Source organism: Metabacillus dongyingensis, assembly GCF_019933155.2.
GTDB classification, from domain to species: Bacteria; Bacillota; Bacilli; order Bacillales; family Bacillaceae; genus Bacillus_P; species Bacillus_P dongyingensis.
Window position 1 is genome coordinate 329,891 of sequence record NZ_CP082944.1, and the last position, 19,648, is coordinate 349,538.

Annotated in this window: 15 protein-coding genes; 12 read left to right on the forward strand and 3 right to left on the reverse strand. The window is 42.7% G+C overall.

Annotated elements, in window-relative coordinates; translation table 11 throughout:
- Nucleotides 1-6: 6 nt before the first annotated feature.
- Genes purM through purD form a run of 4 tightly spaced genes read left to right on the forward strand, consistent with a single transcriptional unit; the run spans nt 7 to nt 4,457 of the window.
- Nucleotides 7-1,047 (forward strand): phosphoribosylformylglycinamidine cyclo-ligase, encoded by a 1,041-nt coding sequence (gene purM, locus K8L98_RS01805; protein WP_223439073.1) that lies wholly within the window; start codon nt 7-9, stop codon nt 1,045-1,047.
- Complete coding sequence (purN, locus tag K8L98_RS01810; protein ID WP_223439074.1) at nt 1,044-1,625, forward strand: phosphoribosylglycinamide formyltransferase; 582 nt, start codon at nt 1,044-1,046, stop codon at nt 1,623-1,625. Before purM ends, purN begins: the two co-directional genes overlap by 4 nt.
- Nucleotides 1,626-1,628: 3 nt before the next feature.
- The gene (gene purH / locus K8L98_RS01815; protein ID WP_223439075.1) at nt 1,629-3,167 is read left to right on the forward strand and encodes a bifunctional phosphoribosylaminoimidazolecarboxamide formyltransferase/IMP cyclohydrolase; all 1,539 of its coding nucleotides are present in this window, start codon (nt 1,629-1,631) and stop codon (nt 3,165-3,167) included.
- 21 nt (nt 3,168-3,188) lie between these two features.
- A complete protein-coding gene (gene purD / locus K8L98_RS01820) occupies nt 3,189-4,457 on the forward strand; it encodes a phosphoribosylamine--glycine ligase (protein ID WP_223439076.1) in 1,269 nt (422 codons plus the stop codon).
- On the opposite strand, the gene K8L98_RS26665 is transcribed toward purD, so the two are convergent.
- Both K8L98_RS26665 and K8L98_RS01825 read right to left on the reverse strand, forming a co-directional pair.
- Nucleotides 4,438-4,539 carry an EYxxD motif small membrane protein gene (locus K8L98_RS26665; RefSeq protein ID WP_338037007.1) on the reverse strand — a complete coding sequence of 34 codons (102 nt, stop codon included), beginning with the start codon at nt 4,537-4,539 and terminating at the stop codon, nt 4,438-4,440. The genes purD and K8L98_RS26665 overlap by 20 nt on opposite strands.
- 415 nt (nt 4,540-4,954) lie before the next feature.
- Nucleotides 4,955-5,197 (reverse strand): YgaP family membrane protein, encoded by a 243-nt coding sequence (locus K8L98_RS01825; RefSeq protein ID WP_223439077.1) that lies wholly within the window; start codon nt 5,195-5,197, stop codon nt 4,955-4,957.
- A 101-nt stretch (nt 5,198-5,298) separates the two neighbouring features.
- On the opposite strand from K8L98_RS01825, the gene K8L98_RS01830 reads away from it, so the two are divergent.
- The 3 genes from K8L98_RS01830 to K8L98_RS01840 are packed head-to-tail and all read left to right on the forward strand — an operon-like array spanning nt 5,299 to nt 8,434.
- The gene (locus K8L98_RS01830) at nt 5,299-7,038 is read left to right on the forward strand and encodes an adenine deaminase C-terminal domain-containing protein (RefSeq protein ID WP_223439078.1); all 1,740 of its coding nucleotides are present in this window, start codon (nt 5,299-5,301) and stop codon (nt 7,036-7,038) included.
- Nucleotides 7,039-7,067: 29 nt separating this feature from the next.
- The gene (locus K8L98_RS01835) at nt 7,068-8,102 is read left to right on the forward strand and encodes a DUF3048 domain-containing protein (RefSeq protein ID WP_223439079.1); all 1,035 of its coding nucleotides are present in this window, start codon (nt 7,068-7,070) and stop codon (nt 8,100-8,102) included.
- 23 nt (nt 8,103-8,125) lie between these two features.
- Nucleotides 8,126-8,434 (forward strand): YerC/YecD family TrpR-related protein, encoded by a 309-nt coding sequence (locus K8L98_RS01840; protein ID WP_070879478.1) that lies wholly within the window; start codon nt 8,126-8,128, stop codon nt 8,432-8,434.
- A gap of 371 nt (nt 8,435-8,805) precedes the next feature.
- Here the strand turns inward: K8L98_RS01840 and K8L98_RS01845 are convergent, their stop codons facing one another.
- Nucleotides 8,806-9,795: a DUF3231 family protein gene (locus tag K8L98_RS01845; RefSeq protein ID WP_223439080.1), complete on the reverse strand. Its 990-nt coding sequence runs from the start codon at nt 9,793-9,795 to the stop codon at nt 8,806-8,808.
- 182 nt (nt 9,796-9,977) lie between these two features.
- On the opposite strand from K8L98_RS01845, the gene pcrB reads away from it, so the two are divergent.
- From pcrB to pruA, 5 genes are all read left to right on the forward strand, one after another.
- Nucleotides 9,978-10,664, forward strand: a complete 687-nt coding sequence (gene pcrB, locus K8L98_RS01850) for a heptaprenylglyceryl phosphate synthase (protein ID WP_223439081.1) — start codon at nt 9,978-9,980, stop codon at nt 10,662-10,664.
- Between the two features lie 256 nt (nt 10,665-10,920).
- Nucleotides 10,921-13,089, forward strand: coding sequence for a DNA helicase PcrA (gene pcrA, locus K8L98_RS01855; protein WP_420828851.1), 2,169 nt, complete (start codon nt 10,921-10,923; stop codon nt 13,087-13,089).
- Between the two features lie 27 nt (nt 13,090-13,116).
- Entirely contained in the window at nt 13,117-15,126 is a 2,010-nt protein-coding gene (gene ligA / locus K8L98_RS01860) for an NAD-dependent DNA ligase LigA (RefSeq protein ID WP_223439083.1), read from the forward strand.
- 15 nt (nt 15,127-15,141) lie between these two features.
- Nucleotides 15,142-16,332, forward strand: coding sequence for a CamS family sex pheromone protein (locus tag K8L98_RS01865; RefSeq protein ID WP_420828815.1), 1,191 nt, complete (start codon nt 15,142-15,144; stop codon nt 16,330-16,332).
- A gap of 1,516 nt (nt 16,333-17,848) precedes the next feature.
- Nucleotides 17,849-19,396 carry an L-glutamate gamma-semialdehyde dehydrogenase gene (pruA, locus tag K8L98_RS01870; protein ID WP_223443073.1) on the forward strand — a complete coding sequence of 516 codons (1,548 nt, stop codon included), beginning with the start codon at nt 17,849-17,851 and terminating at the stop codon, nt 19,394-19,396.
- Nucleotides 19,397-19,648: the final 252 nt, after the last annotated feature.

A 19,648-nucleotide genomic window follows, 5' to 3' on the forward strand; every position in this document is an offset into this window, starting at 1 on the left:
TGTGTGATGTCAAACGCATACAAGCAGGCAGGCGTTGATATAGAAGCAGGCTATGAAGCCGTTTCGCGAATGAAAAAGCATGTAGCTAAAACAATGAGAAAAGGCGTCATGGGAAGCCTCGGCGGATTTGGCGGCATGTTCGATCTTTCAGAGCTGAATTACAAACAGCCGGTCCTCGTATCAGGTACAGATGGTGTAGGCACAAAGCTTAAGCTTGCATTCCTGATGGATCAGCATGATACGATCGGGATAGATGCAGTTGCGATGTGTGTAAATGATATTCTTGCACAGGGAGCAGAGCCATTATTCTTCCTCGACTATTTGGCGCTTGGAAAAGCAGAGCCTGTTAAGATCGAGCAGATCGTCAAAGGTGTCGCAGACGGCTGTGAGCAGTCAGGCTGTGCTTTGGTTGGCGGAGAAACAGCCGAAATGCCTGGTTTATATGACGGGGACGAATATGATATCGCAGGCTTTGCTGTTGGCGCTGTTGAAAAAGAAGAGATTGTCACAGGAGAGAATATCCGTGCAGGTCATGTATTAATCGGACTTTCCTCAAGCGGTTTGCACAGCAATGGCTTCTCATTGGTACGCAAAATTTTGCTTGAAGATAACGGTCTTTCATTAAAAGAGAAAGTTGAACCGCTTCAGCACTCGCTTGGAGAGGAATTGCTCCGTCCGACAAAGATTTATGTGAAGCCTGTATTAGAAGTTTTGAAAAAGTATAAGGTAGATGGCATGGCCCACATTACGGGCGGCGGATTTATAGAAAACATCCCGAGAATGCTCCCTGAAGGATTAGGGGCTGAAATCGATTACGGCTCATGGCCGATTCCTCCTGTCTTTGATTTGCTTCAGGAAAAAGGGACGCTCAGCCAGGAAGAAATGTTTAACATCTTTAACATGGGCATCGGATTTGTATTAGCGGTTGATTATAAGCAGATGCACAATGTCATCAATGAGATTGAAAAGCATGGAGAGAAGGCTTATATTATCGGACGCGTGAAGGATGGCCAGGGCGTCACATTTGGCGGAGGCTCTCTCACATGATGAAAATAGCGGTATTTGCTTCTGGAACGGGCTCAAATTTTCAGGCTATCATAGATGAAGTGAAGAGCGGAAGACTGGCAGCGGAAATTGCGCTTCTTGTTTGCGACAGACCGGGAGCAAAAGTCGCTGAACGCGCTGAAAAAGAAAACATCCCTGTCTTTCAGTTTTCACCGAAGGAATTTAAAAATAAGGAAGCATTTGAAACCATCATCCTAAATCAATTGAAGCAGTATAACGTTTCTTATGTAGTGCTCGCAGGATATATGAGGCTGATTGGAGATACCCTGCTCACTGCTTTTCCTGAGAATATCATCAATCTGCATCCTTCTTTGCTGCCGTCGTTTCCAGGCAAGGATGCGATCGGCCAGGCTTTTGACGCAGGAGTGAAAGTAACAGGGATTACGATTCACTTTGTAGATGCAGGCATGGATACTGGCCCGATTATTGCTCAAAAGGCGCTTGAAGTAGAAGAGTCTGACACTTTAGAAACGTTATCTGCAAAGATTCATAAGCTCGAGCACACATACTATCCGCACGTACTAAATACCCTTTTCCAAAAAAGAGAGCTAGAGGTGTAAAGAATGACAATCAAACGCGCACTTGTAAGTGTTTCAAATAAAGATGGCATCATTCCATTTGTAACAGAGCTTGTGGAACAAGGAATCGAAGTCATTTCAACAGGCGGAACGAAAAGCCTGCTTCAGCAAAACGGCGTCAAAGTAACAGGGATCTCAGAAGTAACTGGATTTCCTGAAATCATGGACGGCAGAGTGAAAACCCTGCATCCGAATATTCACGGCGGTCTGCTTGCTGTCCGCAGCAATCCGGATCACATGAAACAGCTTGAAGAAAACAGCATTTTGCCGATCGATCTTGTTGTCGTAAATCTTTACCCATTTAAAGAAACGATCTCAAAGCAGGACGTCACGTTTGATGATGCGATCGAAAACATCGATATCGGCGGACCGACCATGCTTCGTTCAGCGGCAAAAAATCACCAGGATGTTGCGGTTGTCGTTGATCCTGCTGACTACGCTGAAGTTCTGGAGCAGATCAAGAGCGAGAAGGAAGTTACAATTGCAACGAAGCAAAAGCTTGCTGCAAAAGTGTTCCGCCATACGGCTTCATATGACGCGCTTATCGCAGAATATTTAACGAATGCTGTAGGCGAAGAAGACCCTGAGACAGTGACTTATACATTTGAGAAAAAACAATCGCTTCGCTACGGGGAAAACCCTCACCAAAAAGCTACTTTTTACAAAAAGCCATTAGCAAGCAATGTTTCGATTGCAGAAGCGGAGCAGGTTCACGGCAAAGAGCTTTCTTACAACAACATTAAAGATGCAGATGCAGCTCTTCAAATCGTAAGAGAATTTAAGCAGCCTGCAGCTGTGGCTGTAAAACACATGAATCCATGCGGAGTCGGAACAGGCGAAACGATTTTTGAAGCATTCACGCGTGCATATGAAGCAGATCCAACTTCGATTTTCGGCGGAATCATCGCTTTAAATCATGAAGTGGATAAAGAAACAGCTCATAAATTACATGAAATCTTCCTGGAGATTGTCATTGCTCCTTCTTTCGATAAAGAAGCATTAGAGATTTTGACTTCTAAGAAAAACTTAAGACTTCTTACATTAGATGTGTTAGGTGCTGAAAAACAGGATCAGCAAATCACTTCGATTCACGGCGGTCTGCTTGTTCAGGATGAAGATACGCTTTCTTTTGATGATGCGAAAATCACAATCCCTACAAAGCGTGAACCAACTGAACAGGAGTGGGAAGACTTAAAGCTTGCATGGAAAGTCGTAAAACATGTGAAATCAAATGCAATCGTTCTTACGAAAAATCAGATGACAGTCGGTGTTGGTGCGGGTCAGATGAACCGTGTCGGTGCGGCGAAGATTGCGATTGAACAGGCAGGAGCTCATGCTGAAGGAAGTGCAATGGGATCTGATGCATTTTTCCCAATGAACGACACAGTTGAAGCAGCTGCAAAAGCAGGCGTAACAGCCATTATTCAGCCTGGCGGATCCATTAAGGATGAGGATTCCATCCAAAAAGCAGATGAATACGGCATTACGATGGTATTTACAGGAGTTAGACACTTTAAACATTAAACTAGTGAGGAGCTGGTAACGATGAACATTCTAATCATTGGCCGCGGAGGCCGTGAACATGCAATCGCCTGGAAGGCATCACAGAGTAAGCTTGCTGAGAAAGTGTTTGTTGCTCCAGGAAACGATGGAATGAGCAGCGTTGCCGAGCTTATTGCAATCGATGAGCAGAATACAGAGGAGCTTGTTGCTTTTGCAAAAGAAAATAAGGTGGGGCTAACAATCGTAGGACCTGAGGTTCCGCTCCTGAATGGCGTTGTCAATGCGTTTCAAGAAGCGGGACTGAAGGTTTTCGGGCCAACAAAGGAAGCTGCCCTGATTGAAGGCAGCAAGAAGTTCGCCAAGGAATTAATGATGAAAAATAACATTCCGACAGGAGCGTATCAATCGTTTACTTCTTTTGAAGAAGCGGAGAAATACGTCCTTGAACAAGGAGCTCCAATCGTCATAAAAGCGGATGGACTTGCTGCAGGAAAAGGGGTAACCGTCGCTATGACAGTAGAGGAAGCAATCGACTGTCTGCGTGATTTTCTTGAAGATGCCAAATTCGGCGAGGCAAGCAGCTCGGTTGTCATTGAAGAATTTTTAGATGGCGAGGAATTTTCATTAATGGCCTTTGTTCACGGTGATGCTGTCTATCCAATGGTGATCGCGCAGGATCATAAACGGGCATACGATCATGATGAAGGTCCTAATACCGGCGGAATGGGTGCTTACTCTCCGGTTCCTCAAATTTCAGATGCAGTTGTGCAGGAAGCTGTTGAAACAGTGTTAAAGCCGGCAGCTGAAGGCATGATTGCAAATGGAACTCCATTTACGGGGATTTTATATGCAGGATTGATCTTAACGAAGCAAGGTCCAAAAGTGATTGAATTTAATGCGCGCTTTGGCGATCCTGAAACACAGGTTGTTCTGCCGCGCTTAGAATCAGACTTGATTGAAACATTGCTTGCTATTTTAGATGGCAAAAAAGCAGAGCTTAAATGGCGCAAGGAAGCTGTAATGGGAGTTGTCCTTGCTTCAAACGGCTACCCGAATGAGTATAAAAAAGGCGAAGCGATCGGTACGCTTCGTTCAAGCTTTGAACAAGGTGCCCTTTTCCACGCAGGGACGAAGAAAAGCGGGGAAGAATTTGTAACGGATGGCGGACGGGTTTTAGCTGTTATTGCATACGGCAGCGATTTGCTCGAAGCACAGACTCAAGTGTATGAATATGTATCTGAAGTAGCATCGCCTGCTCTATTTTACCGCAAGGACATCGGCGCCAAAGCGACTAAACACGTTTTTTCTTAACATAGACAAACATTAAGGCAACAATACTGCCGATAAGCAAAGCAAGCAGGAATGTCATATCGGTTAAATATTCCATGATCATGATGTTCACCCCTTAGCAGACTCTCCTGATGGCAGGAGAGTCTTTTTTTATGGCGGCCGGGCACGTGGCTTCGGCTAAAAAAGCGTTTGTTTTAGCTAATAAAATCGATATTTCGTTATTAGACAAAACAATTGCTTAAGATTCTAAAATACGGCTCAAATCCAAAAATGGACTTGGCTAAATAAATCTCTAAAGCGGCTAGAAAAATCCGCAAACCGGCTAAATAAAGGTGGATTTTCGCTAGTTATAGGAAGATTTCGGCTAAATGATGACTACCTTCTTGATTCGGGTATGGCATTAAGTACCTTAAACAACGCTGTCAGAACGGATCAAGACAGTAAAGGCAAATAGCGCCTTTTCTGTCGGATCCTTTTCTGCCATGCCCCGAGCTAAACGGGCGATTCCGCTTTTCTGGTCATGACGGATTATAAGTCTTATCCTCAAACTCTAAATCCTCTTTCCTGCATTCCTTATACATATACACCATCGGGCAGAATCTTAGAATGCCCTCTCCAACTTTCATTGCACCAAGCAGCATCATGAGCAGAAGAGAATCCTTCCACGGTTTTTTCGAATATTTTGCAGAAGCCCATGATAGTAAAAACAGTCCAATTGTAATTCGGATCAGTCCGTTTATAATGCCGATGTTCGGTTTCACTAATAAGTTCCTCCTCATTTTTGAAAATACAGTAAATCTTTACTGCGTTAAACGGTTACATATGTTAACATATAAGGTATGAAATATAGGGAGGGTCTGAAATGCCCAAGTTGCATGCACAATGGAAAGTCCGGCAGATCAGGCATCACATACAAGCGGCCTCAGGGCATAAGCCTCCAGCTCTTGTATTAAAAAATGGGATGTACTTGAATTCTTATCTGAAACGATGGATCAAAGCCAACATCTGGATTTCAGATGACCGGATTGTTTATATTGGAGATAAGCTTCCTGCCGGCGGGCAATCGGAAATCGCCGATTGCGAAGATCGTTTTATTGTACCGGGTTATATTGAACCTCATGCTCACCCATTTCAACTTTATAATCCCCATTCTTTTGGGAAGTATGTGTCACAGTACGGTACAACGACACTTATATGCGACAATTTATTTTTGCTTTTTCAGTCCGATAAAAAGAAAGCGCTTACTTTAATTCATGAATTAAATCAGCTTCCTTTGCAGTATTATTGGTGGAGCCGTTTTGATCTTCAGACTGAAGTTCCCAATGAACATGAATATTTATCTCTCGATTTTATGAAAAAATGGATGGAAAATGAATATGTTATTCAAGGCGGAGAATTAACAGGGTGGCCTAAGCTGCTTTCGGATGATGATTTGATGCTGTCCTGGATGGTTGAGATGAAAATGAAAGGAAAGCGGATCGAAGGACATTTTCCCGGAGCATCGGCAAACACTCTGAATAAAATGAAATTATTCGGGGCCGACTGCGATCACGAAGCGATGACAGGAGATGATGTTTTAGAGCGGTTAATGCTCGGCTATACTGTTTCACTCAGACATTCCTCGATCCGGCCTGATTTGCCGCAGCTGCTTGATGGCATCCGTGAAAAAGAGATTCGCCACTACGAACATTTCTTTTTCACTACCGACGGGGCAACGCCGCATTTTTATAAAAACGGAATGATGGATTCCATGATCAAAATGGCCATTGAGCGGGATATTCCGGCAATTGATGCTTATCATATGGCAAGCTTTAATCCTGCCAAATATTACCGCATGGAAGATGTAACAGGCGTTGTAGCTTCAGGGCGTTTGGCTAACCTGAATATTTTGGAATCAGCCGAAAATCCATCCCCTGTTGCTGTGCTTTCAAAGGGAAAGTGGCTGAGAAAAGACGGCTTGCCGACTGAATGCTTTGGAGATCTAAATTGGCAAAAAGCCGGGTTCGGAAAACTGAAGATCGAATGGTCCTTGTCCTATGATGACCTTCAGTTTTCAATGCCGCTAGGCCTTCAAATGAAGAATGATGTGATTATGGAACCGTACAGCATCACCATCGACAATTCATTTGACGAGCTGGGCAGCCATCATGATGAGTGCTTTCTTGCTTTGATTGATAAGAAAGGCAAATGGCGCATCAGCACAATGCTCAAGGGCTTTGCCGCATCGCTCGGCGGTCTGGCAAGTTCTTATTCAACAACAGGCGATATTATTTTGATTGGGAAAAGCAAGCATGATATGATCACAGCATTTAATAGGATGAAGGAGCTTGGAGGCGGAATTGTCCTTGCAGAAAAGGGGAAAGTTGTGCATGAAATACCCCTTGAACTTTGCGGCGGAGCATCAGCTGAAGAGTTTAGTTTAGTTGTTCAACAAGAGGAAAGATTTAAGCACCTGCTGAAAGAGAGAGGATATACACAAGGGGATCCGGTTTATTCCCTTTTTTTCCTATCATCCACCCATTTGCCGTATATAAGGATTACTCCAGTCGGCATCTATGATGTGCTTAAAAAAATAATACTCTTTCCATCGATAATGCGTTAAAATATAAAAGTAAGCAGAAGGTGTCAATCATGAAAAACAACATGAAGAATATACAACGGCTGTTCATGGCCTTGCTCCTGCTCGCCATGTGTACGGCTTGTAACAAAGAAGAAGAGAGCAGCCCCCAAAAAACGGATGATGTAAAAGAGGAAGAAACATCTGCTCCTAGTGAAGAGCGAAACATCTATCCATTAACAGGTCTGCGCTCTGATGAAAAAGAAGGACAGCGTGCCTTTGCAGTGATGATCAACAATCATCCGGCAGCCCGTCCGCAGTCTGGACTTCAACAGGCTGATATTGTATACGAGGTTTTATCGGAAGGGAACATTACCAGGTTCCTGGCTATTTATCAAAGCAATCAGCCAGCAGCAATCGGTCCTGTCAGAAGCGCAAGAGAATATTATGTTGACTTAAGCACCGGCTATGATGCCGTCTTTATTAGCCACGGCTGGAGTCCGCAGGCTAAAGAAACTCTTGAAAATGGAAAACTTGACTATTTGAATGGCTTGTTTTATGACGGCACACTCTTTTGGAGAGCTGACTTCAGAAAAGCGCCGCACAATTCTTATATTTCAGCTGAAAATATTAAAGAAGGTGCAGAGCTTAACAGAATTGACCTGCAGAAGCAGCCAAAACCGCTGCCATTTGCTGACACAAAAGAAACTCCTAAAGGTGATTCAGGTTTAGAAGCTATTGTCCGCTACGATCAGTCAGATGTGTGGAATTCAGAATATAAATACGACAAACAAACAGAGAAATACTTACGATATAGCAACAACGAACAAACGAAAGACCTGGAAACAGGAGAAGCCATTGCAGTTAATAATTTATTTATCGCTGAAATGAAGCATCAAACGATTGACGACTATGGAAGAAGAGCGATTGACTTAACATCCGGAGGCAAAGGAATCCTGCTGCAAAAAGGCGTCAGCCGCCAGGTGGAATGGCGCAATATTGACGGAAGAATCCTCCCTTACTTAAACGGAAAACCGATCGGATTTGTACCGGGAAAGACCTGGATTAACATAGTGCCTGCTCTAGAAAATCACGTTTCACTCCACTAATTTTCATAAAAGGAGAATTTAAGATGCAAATTGAAAAATTACGGGGAAAAGAACTCGACCAACTATTTGAATCTGTTTTATCACTAAAAAACCTTGAAGAATGCTATCGGTTCTTCGATGATCTGTGCACAGTGAACGAAATCCAGTCACTTGCCCAGCGTTTAGAAGTGGCACGCATGCTGCGCGAAGGTTTTACCTATCACAAAATTGAAACAGAAACAGGTGCCAGCACGGCAACCATTTCACGCGTAAAACGCTGCCTGAACTATGGCAACGACGCCTACACAATGGCGCTTGAACGCATTCAAACGCAGGAAACAAAGGAGTCTTGATTTGACGGGATTCGATTAGAAATGAATACGAAATAATAAAAGGATAAAATCACAATGATTTTATCCTTTTATTATTTCGTTAAGGCACTTCACCGTTTTTGTTGCCAATGTGAAATTGAGAATATTCCGCGCTTATGTTAAAGATGGCATTCTGAAAAATGAGTTGAATCTAGAAGAAGTCTCATTAACCAGAAATGCTGTCCGAATAACGATTTCAAGGAAAATTGAGAGTAAGCTTACAAGAATATTCAAAATGAATCCCTCCACATTGCAGGATCGTGTTAAATGAACGAACACATTGCATATTATTTATCTGATGATAAAACTTATTCTTCATATATGATGAGATGCGGTGCCTGCTTATTCGTCATTCAAGTCCTGTTTCCCATTTGAGGCGGTTCTTCCATCCAGCCATTTTTAATCATAATTTTTATTCCTTCATTGGCGTAGACGTAAATATCTTTTCCTATCAATGCTGTTTTCATGGATATATCATTTCTTAAACTGAAAATGGAACCAAAACTGCTTCCTACAAGCCCAAACCCATTAAGAAGATAAATACAGAACATCATTAGCTTTTCAGAAAATGGAGGGATTGTCGAATCAGTTACTGTACTCCCCGAAGAAGCTGAGAACTGAACATTGCTTTCTAGGAGAATTTCTTCGAAAGTTTTTATTTGTTTCTTGGCAAGTTCTTTTCCTTTTACAAAATATTGTCTAACTTCTTTGTTTTTAGCACATTGTGCAAAACCGGTTACAAGCTGCATGCCAATATGATTTGTTTCGATTCCGTGATGGAGATTGCCTATTTCAATGTCGTTTAAAGCCCGATTTTCACCAAAGAAACGAAATCCGTTCAAATAGTTTTTACTTTTTATAAATTCCGTTGATTTCGGCATGGTCACTTTTGGCGGCAGAGTAAGAATGCCATTATTAAGTAAATAATGGGTAGCCAGTTTATAAACCTTTTGCGTAGTAGTCGTTAATCCTTCATAAATGGTCATTACATCTTCACGGTATGCCATATTCATGTTAAGGGTGTACATACCCATGCTGATTTCTTTTAAAATACGAAGAAACATAATATCAAATCCATTGTCGTAAAGCTTTGGAGCTTCTAAGTTTACATCTTCTTTAGTAAATCCATTAGGAATGACTACACCTTCCTGTTCAAAAATGTCTTCGATTTTGATTACATAATGATTGAGTTCCTGCCATAAACCTCCCATAATATTTAAGGCTTGCTGATCATCAGCTTTTTCCATGAAATATTCTAATATTCTAAGAATCAGTGTTTTTTCCTGGTAGGTTAGCCACAGTGTACCGAGCTCAGATGAGCAAATAGGATTTTTTCCATTCAATGTTTTTTCCTCCGTTTTTTTAAATTATTATCTTCAAAATAGTTTTGAATTATGAATTAAGCCACTTTTAAAACGAACTCGTGAACAGATTGTCAAAACCTTCATAGCACCTGTGCGTTTTTTGCAGGACGTTAATTTGATATAATGTTTCAGGTGGAACCCGATTGTTAGGAGGAAAGACCATGTATGAAGTTGCCGAGTGGAAACATGTGTTCAAACTCGATCCAGATAAAGAAATAAGCGATGAAAATCTAGAAATATTATGCGAATCAGGAACAGATGCGATCATTGTCGGCGGAAGCGACAATGTGACGATGGATAATGTGTTAAACTTAATGTCCCGAATCAGAAGATATCTTGTTCCATGTGTGCTTGAGGTTTCAGAAATTGAGTCGATCATACCGGGATTTGACTTGTATTTTATCCCGTCCGTTATGAACAGCATGAATACGAAGTGGGTAATGGGACTGCATCACGAGGCTGTGAAAGAATACGGTGAGATCATGAGCTGGGATGAGCTGATTGTTGAAGGCTATTGTATTTTAAATGGTGACTGCAAAGCGGCAAAACTGACAGAGGCGAATACGGAGTTATCAGCAGATGATGTCATGGCGTATGCACGCATGGCAGAAAAAATGTTCCATATGCCAATCTTTTATCTAGAATACAGCGGAACTTACGGAGACGTAAATGTAGTACAGGCTGCAAGCTCTGTCTTATCCTCTACCAAACTATTTTACGGCGGAGGCATTGAAACGCCAGAACAGGCAGCTGAAATGGCTGAATTTGCAGATGTTGTGGTTGTCGGCAATGTTATCTATGATGATTTTCAATCCGCTTTGAAAACAGTAAAAGCAGTAAAACCTTGAGAAGAAGAAATAAAGTTTAGCGCATTTATGTCTAGCTCCATCGCCCAGCTCCTCGGCCAGAACAAATCCGCAGGAAAAGTCAAACCCGGACTTTTCTGCCGGATTCTTATCTGCCTTTCGGAGCTAAACGGGCGCTTCCGCTTTTCGTAATTGCATTTAACTCAGGATATGAGATAAAATAAGAACATACGTTTGATAAGGTGGTGCCCGGAACGTGCAATTTTTAACAGATCAATTATTGAATGGTTTAAACGATATGCAGAAAGAAGCGGTCAAGGCAACAGATGGACCGCTCTTAATAATGGCCGGAGCAGGAAGCGGCAAGACGAGTGTGCTCACAAGAAGAATTGCTTACTTAATGGTTGAAAAAGGCGTAGCGCCATGGAACATCCTTGCGATTACGTTTACAAATAAAGCGGCGCGTGAAATGAAAGAAAGAATCGGAAAACTGCTTGGACCAGGTGCAGATGATATTTGGATCTCGACCTTTCACTCCATGTGTGTCCGTATCTTAAGAAGAGATATCGACCGGATCGGAATCAGCAGAAACTTCTCGATTCTTGATACGACAGACCAGCTTTCTGTCATAAAATCCATTCTGAAAGAACGCAATATCGATCCGAAGAAGTTTGACCCGCGAAGCATTTTAGGCAGCATCAGCGGAGCGAAAAATGAACTGATCACTCCTGATGAGTTCGAAAAGACAGCAGGCGGCATGTACGAGCAGGTCGCAAGCGATGTTTACAAGGATTATCAAAAGAAGCTGCTGAAAAACCAGTCGCTTGATTTTGATGATTTGATCATGACAACGATTCAGCTTTTTCAGCGTGTTCCTGAAGTGCTTGAGTTTTACCAGCGCAAATTTCAGTTTATCCACGTGGATGAGTATCAGGATACGAATAAAGCGCAGTACTTATTGGTTAAAATGCTTGCATCACGTTTCCAAAATCTATGTGTTGTCGGTGATTCCGATCAGTCTATTTATCGCTGGCGCGGTGCGGATATCGCGAACATTCTCTCCTTTGAGAAGGATTACCCGACTGCGAGCGTGATTTTGCTTGAGCAGAATTACCGTTCCACACAGCGTATCCTGGAAGCGGCAAACGGAGTTATTAAAAACAACATGAACCGCAAAGCGAAAAATCTCTGGACGCAAAATGATGAAGGACAGAAAATCAACTATTACCGCGCTGACAGTGAATCAGTCGAAGGGCAGTTCGTAGCGGGAAAAATCAATCAGCTTGTTTCTTCAGAAGGTAGAAAGCTATCTGATTTTGCGATTCTCTACCGCACCAATGCACAGTCCCGTGTTATTGAGGAAATTCTGCTCAAATCAAATATCAATTACACCATTGTCGGCGGGATTAAGTTCTACGACAGAAAAGAAATTAAAGATATCCTTGCATACTTAAGATTGATTGCCAATCCGGATGATGATATCAGCTTGGCGCGTGTTATTAACACACCTAAGCGCGGTGTAGGCGCCACATCAGTCGATAAGATTGCTCAGTATGCGCTTGATAATGACTTATCTCTGTTCGGTGCGATTGAGCAAATCGAATTTGCAGGCGTAAGCGGGCGTGTAGTCAGTGCGATGGTGGATTTCCGAGAGCTTGTCCGCAACCTTGCGAACATGCAGGATTACTTGTCTGTCACTGAGCTTGCTGAAGAAGTGATTGAAAAGACAGGATATCGCGAAATGCTGAAAACCGAAAAAACAATTGAAGCACAAAGCCGTCTTGAGAATATTGATGAGTTCTTATCTGTTACGCAAAACTTCGAGAAAAATAGTGAAGATAAAAGCCTGGTAGCCTTTTTAACCGATTTGGCTTTAGTTGCGGATATTGATAAATTAGATGAAGATGAGGAAGCCTCTAAAGAAGCCGTCGTGCTAATGACTCTTCACTCTGCAAAAGGACTAGAGTTTCCGGTTGTCTTCTTAATGGGTGTCGAGGAAGGGGTATTCCCCCACAGCCGTTCACTTATGGAAGAAGCGGAAATGGAAGAGGAGAGACGTCTTGCTTATGTCGGTATTACCCGCGCTGAAAAAGAGCTGTACATTACGAATGCTAAAATGAGAACTCTTTTCGGACGAACAAGCATGAATCCTGAATCCCGTTTCATATCAGAGATTCCGTCTGAACTGCTGGAGAATTTAAATGAAGTGAAAAAGAGCGCTGCTCCATTTGCTGCGAAAACCCGTCCTGACAGACGGCCACAGGTCAACAGACCGATTGCGGCTTCAACAGGCGGAGACGAAATTGCCTGGTCTGTCGGCAATAAAGCGGAGCATAAAAAATGGGGAATCGGCACAGTTGTCAGTGTAAAAGGCGAAGGAGAAGGCAAAGAACTTGATATTGCATTCCCGAGCCCGGTAGGCATTAAACGACTGCTTGCCAAGTTTGCTCCGATTCAAAAAGTGTAGACGTTACAAGAAAGGAATGGACCCCGGATGGATATGACTGCAGCCAAACAACGCGCAGAAACTCTGCATGAATTATTAAATAAATACAACTATGAATATCACGTTCTTGATAAACCGACTGTGGCTGACTCTGAATATGATCAGCTTCTTCATGAATTAATCGAGATTGAAGAATCGTTTCCTGAATTGAAGACACCTGATTCCCCGACGCAGCGTGTCGGGGGCAATATCCTTGAAGGATTTAAAAAGGTGCAGCATAAGAAACCGATGCTAAGCCTTGGAAATGCCTTCAACGAGCAGGATATCAGAGATTTTGACCGCCGTGTGAGACAGGCAGTCGGCGATGATGTTCAGTATATGGTTGAACTGAAAATTGATGGACTTGCTGTGTCTCTCCGCTACGAAAACGGTGCATTCATACAAGGTGCAACCCGCGGCGACGGCACAACAGGCGAAGACATTACCGAAAACTTAAAAACAATCCGGTCCATTCCGCTTAAATTAAAGAAAAACCTTTCAATTGAAGTCCGCGGCGAAGCCTACATGCCAAAAGCATCTTTTGAAAAATTAAATGAAATAAGAATTAAGCTTGAAGAAGAGCCGTTTGCCAACCCTCGCAACGCGGCGGCTGGCTCTCTTCGCCAGCTTGACCCTAAAATTGCGGCGAAACGAAATCTGAATATTTTCGTCTATAGTATTGCAGACCTTGGTGAAGAAACAGGAGCGGCTACTCAAAGTGCCGGACTTGATGCTCTTTGTGAGCTTGGTTTTAAAACGAACACAGAGCGCCGCAGATGCGAATCAATTGACGAAGTGATTACTTTGATTGAATCATTTCAGGAAAAAAGAGCAAATCTGCCTTATGAAATTGACGGCATCGTGATAAAAGTTGATTCGATTGAGCAGCAGGAAGCGCTTGGTTTTACAGCTAAAAGTCCTCGCTGGGCCATTGCCTACAAGTTTCCTGCAGAAGAAGTGATGACGAAGCTGCTTGACATCGAATTAACAGTTGGACGCACTGGTGTCATCACTCCAACTGCCCTTTTGGAGCCTGTACGTGTAGCTGGTACAACGGTGAAACGCGCTTCGCTTCATAATGAAGATTTAATTCGTGAAAAAGACATTCGTCTAGGAGACTATGTCGTTATCAAAAAAGCTGGAGACATTATTCCCGAGGTTGTCAATGTCCTGCTTGAGCACCGCACAGGCGATGAGGAAGAGTTCAATATGCCGACCCACTGTCCTGAATGTGAAAGCGAGCTTGTCCGGATCGAAGGCGAGGTTGCGCTCAGATGCATCAATCCGAAGTGCCCGGCTCAGATTCGCGAGGGATTAATTCATTTTGTTTCAAGAAATGCGATGAACATTGATGGACTTGGCGAGCGTGTCATTGCGCAGCTTTTCAAAGAAAACCTGATTAAGGATGTTGCCGATCTTTACAAATTGACCCGTGAGCAGCTGCTTGAGCTTGAGCGGATGGGCGAGAAATCAGTGGACAACCTGCTTCAGGCGATCGAAAACTCAAAAGAAAGCTCACTTGAGAGATTGCTGTTCGGACTTGGCATCCGTTTCATCGGAGCGAAGGCGGCCAAGACACTTGCTCAGCATTTTGAGACAATGGAACGATTGCAAACAGCATCAAGAGATGAGATTATTGCGGTTAATGAAATTGGCGATAAGATGGCGGATGCCGTTGTGACGTATTTTGAACAGCCTGAGATGAATGAGCTGATTTCGGAGCTGAAATCATGCGAAGTCAATATGGCATACTTAGGACCGAAGCTTGTTAGAGCAGAGGAATCAGATTCCTTCTTTGCAGGCAAAACGGTTGTTTTGACTGGAAAACTAGAAGAGCTCTCCCGAAATGAAGCAAAAGACCAAATCGAAGCTCTTGGCGGCAAAGTAGCCGGAAGCGTCAGCAAAAAAACAGATTTAGTCGTTGCCGGGGAAGATGCAGGAAGCAAACTTTCAAAGGCTCAAGAGTTAAACATCGAAATTTGGGATGAGAAGAAACTGCTTGAGGAATTAAAAAAATAAGAGGTGTATTCCGACTTGAAAAAAGTAATGGTAATGCTGCTCGCAGGCTGTTTATTCCTTTCAGCCTGCGCACCCAGCTTTGGTGATCAAGAGGAAATCGTGAGGGAATCAGAAGATAAATCAACCGAAAAAGCGATCATTCCGAAATACAACATTTCAGATTCCTACTATAAAATGATCCTGCCTTTTAAAGAAGGAAAAGCAAGAGGGCTTGTCGCTGAAAACATCAATACCCGCTTAGACATCGACGAATTTGAAACGGGACTGATGAGAGTTGCGCAGGACGAATTTTCTCCTGACAATCATCTTTATCAGGAGGGACAGTATCTTGATGAGAAGACCGTTCGAGAATGGCTTGGCCGCAAACTTGAAGGGGACAAGTTGAAAGAAGCGCAAGATAAAGCAAAAGCGAATAAGGAAACCTTCAAAAATGAGGGTCTGAACCCAATTGCAAGCACTGAAGGCGACTTTATTCAGCAAAATGAAAAAAGCCCAATCTACTTAGCACACATGCTTGAACACAATTACTTAGTCCGTAAAAGCGAAAATACAGTTGAGCTGGGCGGAGTTGTTATTGGACTTGCTTTAAACTCGGTTCATTACTACCGTGAAGCGGTTGGTGAGCCGCAGCGTGAATATGTAATCGATCCGCAGAAGCTTGAAGCAGAGGGGAAAAAGATGGCTGAGGAAGTCATTAAACGCGTCCGAAGCCAAAAAGGCCTAGAAAATGTACCAGTTGTCATTGCATTATACAAGCAAGCACCGAAGTCATCCATTGTACCTGGAAGCTTTATCGCAAGCACAGTAGTAGACGGAGGCAGCAATCAAATCGGCAAATGGGACAGCATTGATGAGGAATACGTCTTTTTCCCATCGCCTCAAGGTACGGAAGACTATCGTGAGGATGCTAATCTTTTTGAACGATTCAAACAGGACATCGACGAATTTTTCCCTAACTACACAGGCGTTATCGGCAAAGCCTTTTACAAAGGGGAAGAAATGCAAGAATTGAAGATTGATATACCTATGCAATTCTACGGAAAATCAGAAGTCATTGCCTTTACCCAGTTCGTCACAGGTAAAGTGGTCGACTATTTCCCTGATTACGTTTCAGTTGAAGTAAACATCAATTCAACAAGCGGCCAAGAGGCGCTGATCGTGCGTAAACCAGGACAGGAAAAACCGACCGTTCATATTTATCAATAATTTATTAGCCATCTCACATGTGTGGGGTGGCTTTTTTATAGTTTGTGCTTCCAAAAAATCATAAAGCAAACAAGAATGGCCCCTTTTCTAGCTGCACTAGGGACCCGGCAGATAGAGTGCGAATGATTCCTCTATACTGGCTCAATCCTGGATTTGGATACTCATAGAGAGCGAATGATTCCACTTTACTGGCTTAATCCTGGATTTGGATACTCATAGAGAGCGAATGATTCCCTTTTACAGGCTAAATCTCGGATTTGGATACTCAATGAGAGCGAATGATTCCCTTTTACAGGCTAAATCTCAGATTTGGATACTCATAGAGTGCGTATGATTCCTCTATACTGGCACAATCCTGGATTTGGATACTCATAGAGAGCGAATGATTCCACTTTACAGGCTTAATCCTAGATTTGGATACTCATAGAGAGCGAATGATTCCACTTTACAGGCTTAATCCTAGATTTGGATACTCATAGAGAGCGAATGATTCCTCTTTAAAGGCTTAATCGTGGTTTTGGATACTCATAGAAAGCGAATGATTCCCTTTTACAGGCTAAATCTCGGATTTGGATACTCATAGAGAGCGAATGATTCCCTTTTACAGGCTAAATCTCGGATTTGGATACTCATAGAGAGCGAATAATTCCCTTTTACAGGCTAAATCTCGAATTTGGATACTCATAGAAAGCGAATGATTCCACTTTACAGGCACAATCCTGGTTTTGGATACTCAATGGGAGCGAATGATTCCACTTTACATGCTAAATCCTGGATTTGGATACTCATAGAGTGCGTATGATTCCTCTATACTGGCACAATCCTGGTTTTGGATACTCAATGAGAGTGAATGATTCCTCTATACTGGCACAATCCTAGTTTTGGATACTCAATGAGAGCGAATGATTCCCCTAAACAGTCTCAATCCTGGATTTGGATACTCAATGAGAGCGAATGATTCCCTTTTACAGGTTAAATCTCGGATTTGGATACTCAATGAGAGCGAATGATTCTCCTAAACAGTCTCAATCCTGGATTTGAATACTCATATAGAGCGAATGATTCCCCTAAACAGTCTCAATCCTGGATTTGAATACTCATATAGAGCGAATGATTCCCCTAAACAGTCTCAATCCTGGATTTGGATACTCAATGAGAGCGAATGATTTCCCTAAACAGTCTCAAACCTGGATATGGATACTCATAGAGTACGTATAATAACCCGATAATTCAATCCCAATTATATTGGTAAAAGCATTCATTCTAATAAGAAGTTATCTCCCAATTCAGTCCAGGGACCGAGAATAGGTTCTAACTTTCTGGCTGCCCAAACCAATCTATCGCTTCAATCTAACTATCCGGCAACGCTTCCAATAAAATAAAAAAATAGGAAACTCTATGAAACAGAGAACTCAATAAACTTAATATTGTGACTATTTATCATAGTTTGAAAGTTTCCGCTTCTTTCGTTAGAATGGGGGGGAAACGTTTCATACTTGCAGGGAGGCGAATTAGAATCATGATACCGTACAAACATGAACCATTTACTGATTTTTCATCAGAAGAGAATAAGAAAGCCTATCTAGAAGGCTTGAAGCTTGTCGAGTCATATTTAGGACAGGATTATAACTTGGTTATTGGCGGAGAGTGCATTTCCACAGAGGATAAAATTGTTTCTGTGAATCCTTCAAATAAAGAAGAGGTGATTGGCCGCGTTTCGAAGGCAAACCAGGAGTTAGCCGAAAAAGCGATGCAAGTGGCAGATGAGACATTTAACACGTGGCGCAAAGTAAAGCCGGAAATTCGTGCTGACATTCTTTTCAGAGCAGCTGCGATCATTCGCCGCCGCAAGTATGAGTTTTCAGCGCTTTTAACGAAAGAAGCAGGCAAGCCTTGGAATGAAGCGGATGCTGATACTGCAGAAGCGATAGATTTCATTGAGTACTATGCCCGTCAAATGCTGAAATTAAAGGATGGCATGCCGGTTGAGAGCCGTCCTGGTGAATATAACCGTTACAGCTACATTCCTCTGGGTGTAGGGATTATTATTTCCCCGTGGAACTTCCCGTTTGCGATTATGGCAGGTACGACAATTGCCGCAATCGTAACAGGAAACACTGTGTTACTAAAACCGGCTTCAACTACTCCAGTTGTGGCGGCTAAGTTTGCAGAAGTTATGGAGCAAGCGGGACTTCCGAAAGGTGTTTTAAATTTCGTGCCTGGAAGCGGCTCTGAGGTTGGCGATTATTTAGTTGATCACCCACGCACCCGTTTTATCAGCTTCACGGGTTCACGTGATGTCGGAACTCGCATTTATGAACGTGCTTCTAAAGTGAATGAAGGGCAAATCTGGCTGAAGCGCGTGATTGCTGAAATGGGCGGCAAAGATACAATAGTCGTTGATAAAGACGCAGATTTAGAATTAGCTGCACAATCAATCGTGAAATCAGCATTTGGATTCTCTGGACAAAAATGCTCGGCTTGTTCACGAGCAGTTATCGTTGAGGATGTGTATGATCAGGTTCTAAATCGCGCAATCGAGTTAACAAAAGAATTGACAGTCGGTGATACAGCAGACGGATCTTATTTCATGGGTCCTGTCATCGACCAGGCTGCATTTGATAAAATTATGAGCTATGTCGAAATAGGCAAGGAAGAAGGAAGACTCGTTGCAGGCGGGGAAGGAGACAGCTCGAAAGGCTTCTTCATTCAGCCTACAATCATTGCGGATCTTGATCCGAAAGCACGCTTGATGCAGGAGGAAATCTTCGGGCCGGTTGTCGGCTTTGCGAAAGCAAAAGATTTTGACCATGCAATTGAAATTGCCAACAACACAGACTACGGTTTAACAGGGGCAGTCCTTACCAACAACCGCGATCACATTGAGAAGGCGCGCGAAGACTTCCATGTCGGAAATCTGTATTTCAATCGCGGATGCACAGGGGCAATCGTTGGATACCAGCCATTTGGCGGCTTCAACATGTCCGGTACTGATTCAAAAGGCGGCGGACCGGATTATTTATTGCTTCATCTACAGGCAAAAACAACATCAGAAACGCTTTAATAGAAGGGAAAAGAGCTTAAACAAACGTTTGTTTAAGCTCTTTTTTATGAGGTAAGTCTGTGGCAATTGCATATTTACTTTTAACCTGCATCATGTTTGTATTGAGTCTAGCATCAATGATCTTTTCCTTCCAGGACTTATAATTCGATCGGTTTTTGATTGCGATTATCATAAACATTTACTTCAGGATAAAAAATAAAAAAGAACAAAAGAAAAACGCTTAGGATGCAATCTCCTAAGCGTCTTATCGTT

Excerpts from the sequence above, each read along its gene's own strand:
- K8L98_RS26665 (WP_338037007.1), bottom strand. The coding sequence starts at position 4,539 with ATGATCATGGAATATTTAACCGATATGACATTCCTGCTTGCTTTGCTT.
- purD (WP_223439076.1), top strand. The coding sequence starts at position 3,189 with ATGAACATTCTAATCATTGGCCGCGGAGGCCGTGAACATGCAATCGCC.
- purH (WP_223439075.1), top strand. The coding sequence starts at position 1,629 with ATGACAATCAAACGCGCACTTGTAAGTGTTTCAAATAAAGATGGCATC.
- K8L98_RS01830 (WP_223439078.1), top strand. The coding sequence starts at position 5,299 with ATGCCCAAGTTGCATGCACAATGGAAAGTCCGGCAGATCAGGCATCAC.
- K8L98_RS01840 (WP_070879478.1), top strand. The coding sequence starts at position 8,126 with ATGCAAATTGAAAAATTACGGGGAAAAGAACTCGACCAACTATTTGAA.
- ligA (WP_223439083.1), top strand. The coding sequence starts at position 13,117 with ATGGATATGACTGCAGCCAAACAACGCGCAGAAACTCTGCATGAATTA.
- pcrB (WP_223439081.1), top strand. The coding sequence starts at position 9,978 with ATGTATGAAGTTGCCGAGTGGAAACATGTGTTCAAACTCGATCCAGAT.
- pcrA (WP_420828851.1), top strand. The coding sequence starts at position 10,921 with ATGCAGAAAGAAGCGGTCAAGGCAACAGATGGACCGCTCTTAATAATG.
- K8L98_RS01835 (WP_223439079.1), top strand. The coding sequence starts at position 7,068 with ATGAAAAACAACATGAAGAATATACAACGGCTGTTCATGGCCTTGCTC.
- purN (WP_223439074.1), top strand. The coding sequence starts at position 1,044 with ATGATGAAAATAGCGGTATTTGCTTCTGGAACGGGCTCAAATTTTCAG.
- purM (WP_223439073.1), top strand. The coding sequence starts at position 7 with ATGTCAAACGCATACAAGCAGGCAGGCGTTGATATAGAAGCAGGCTAT.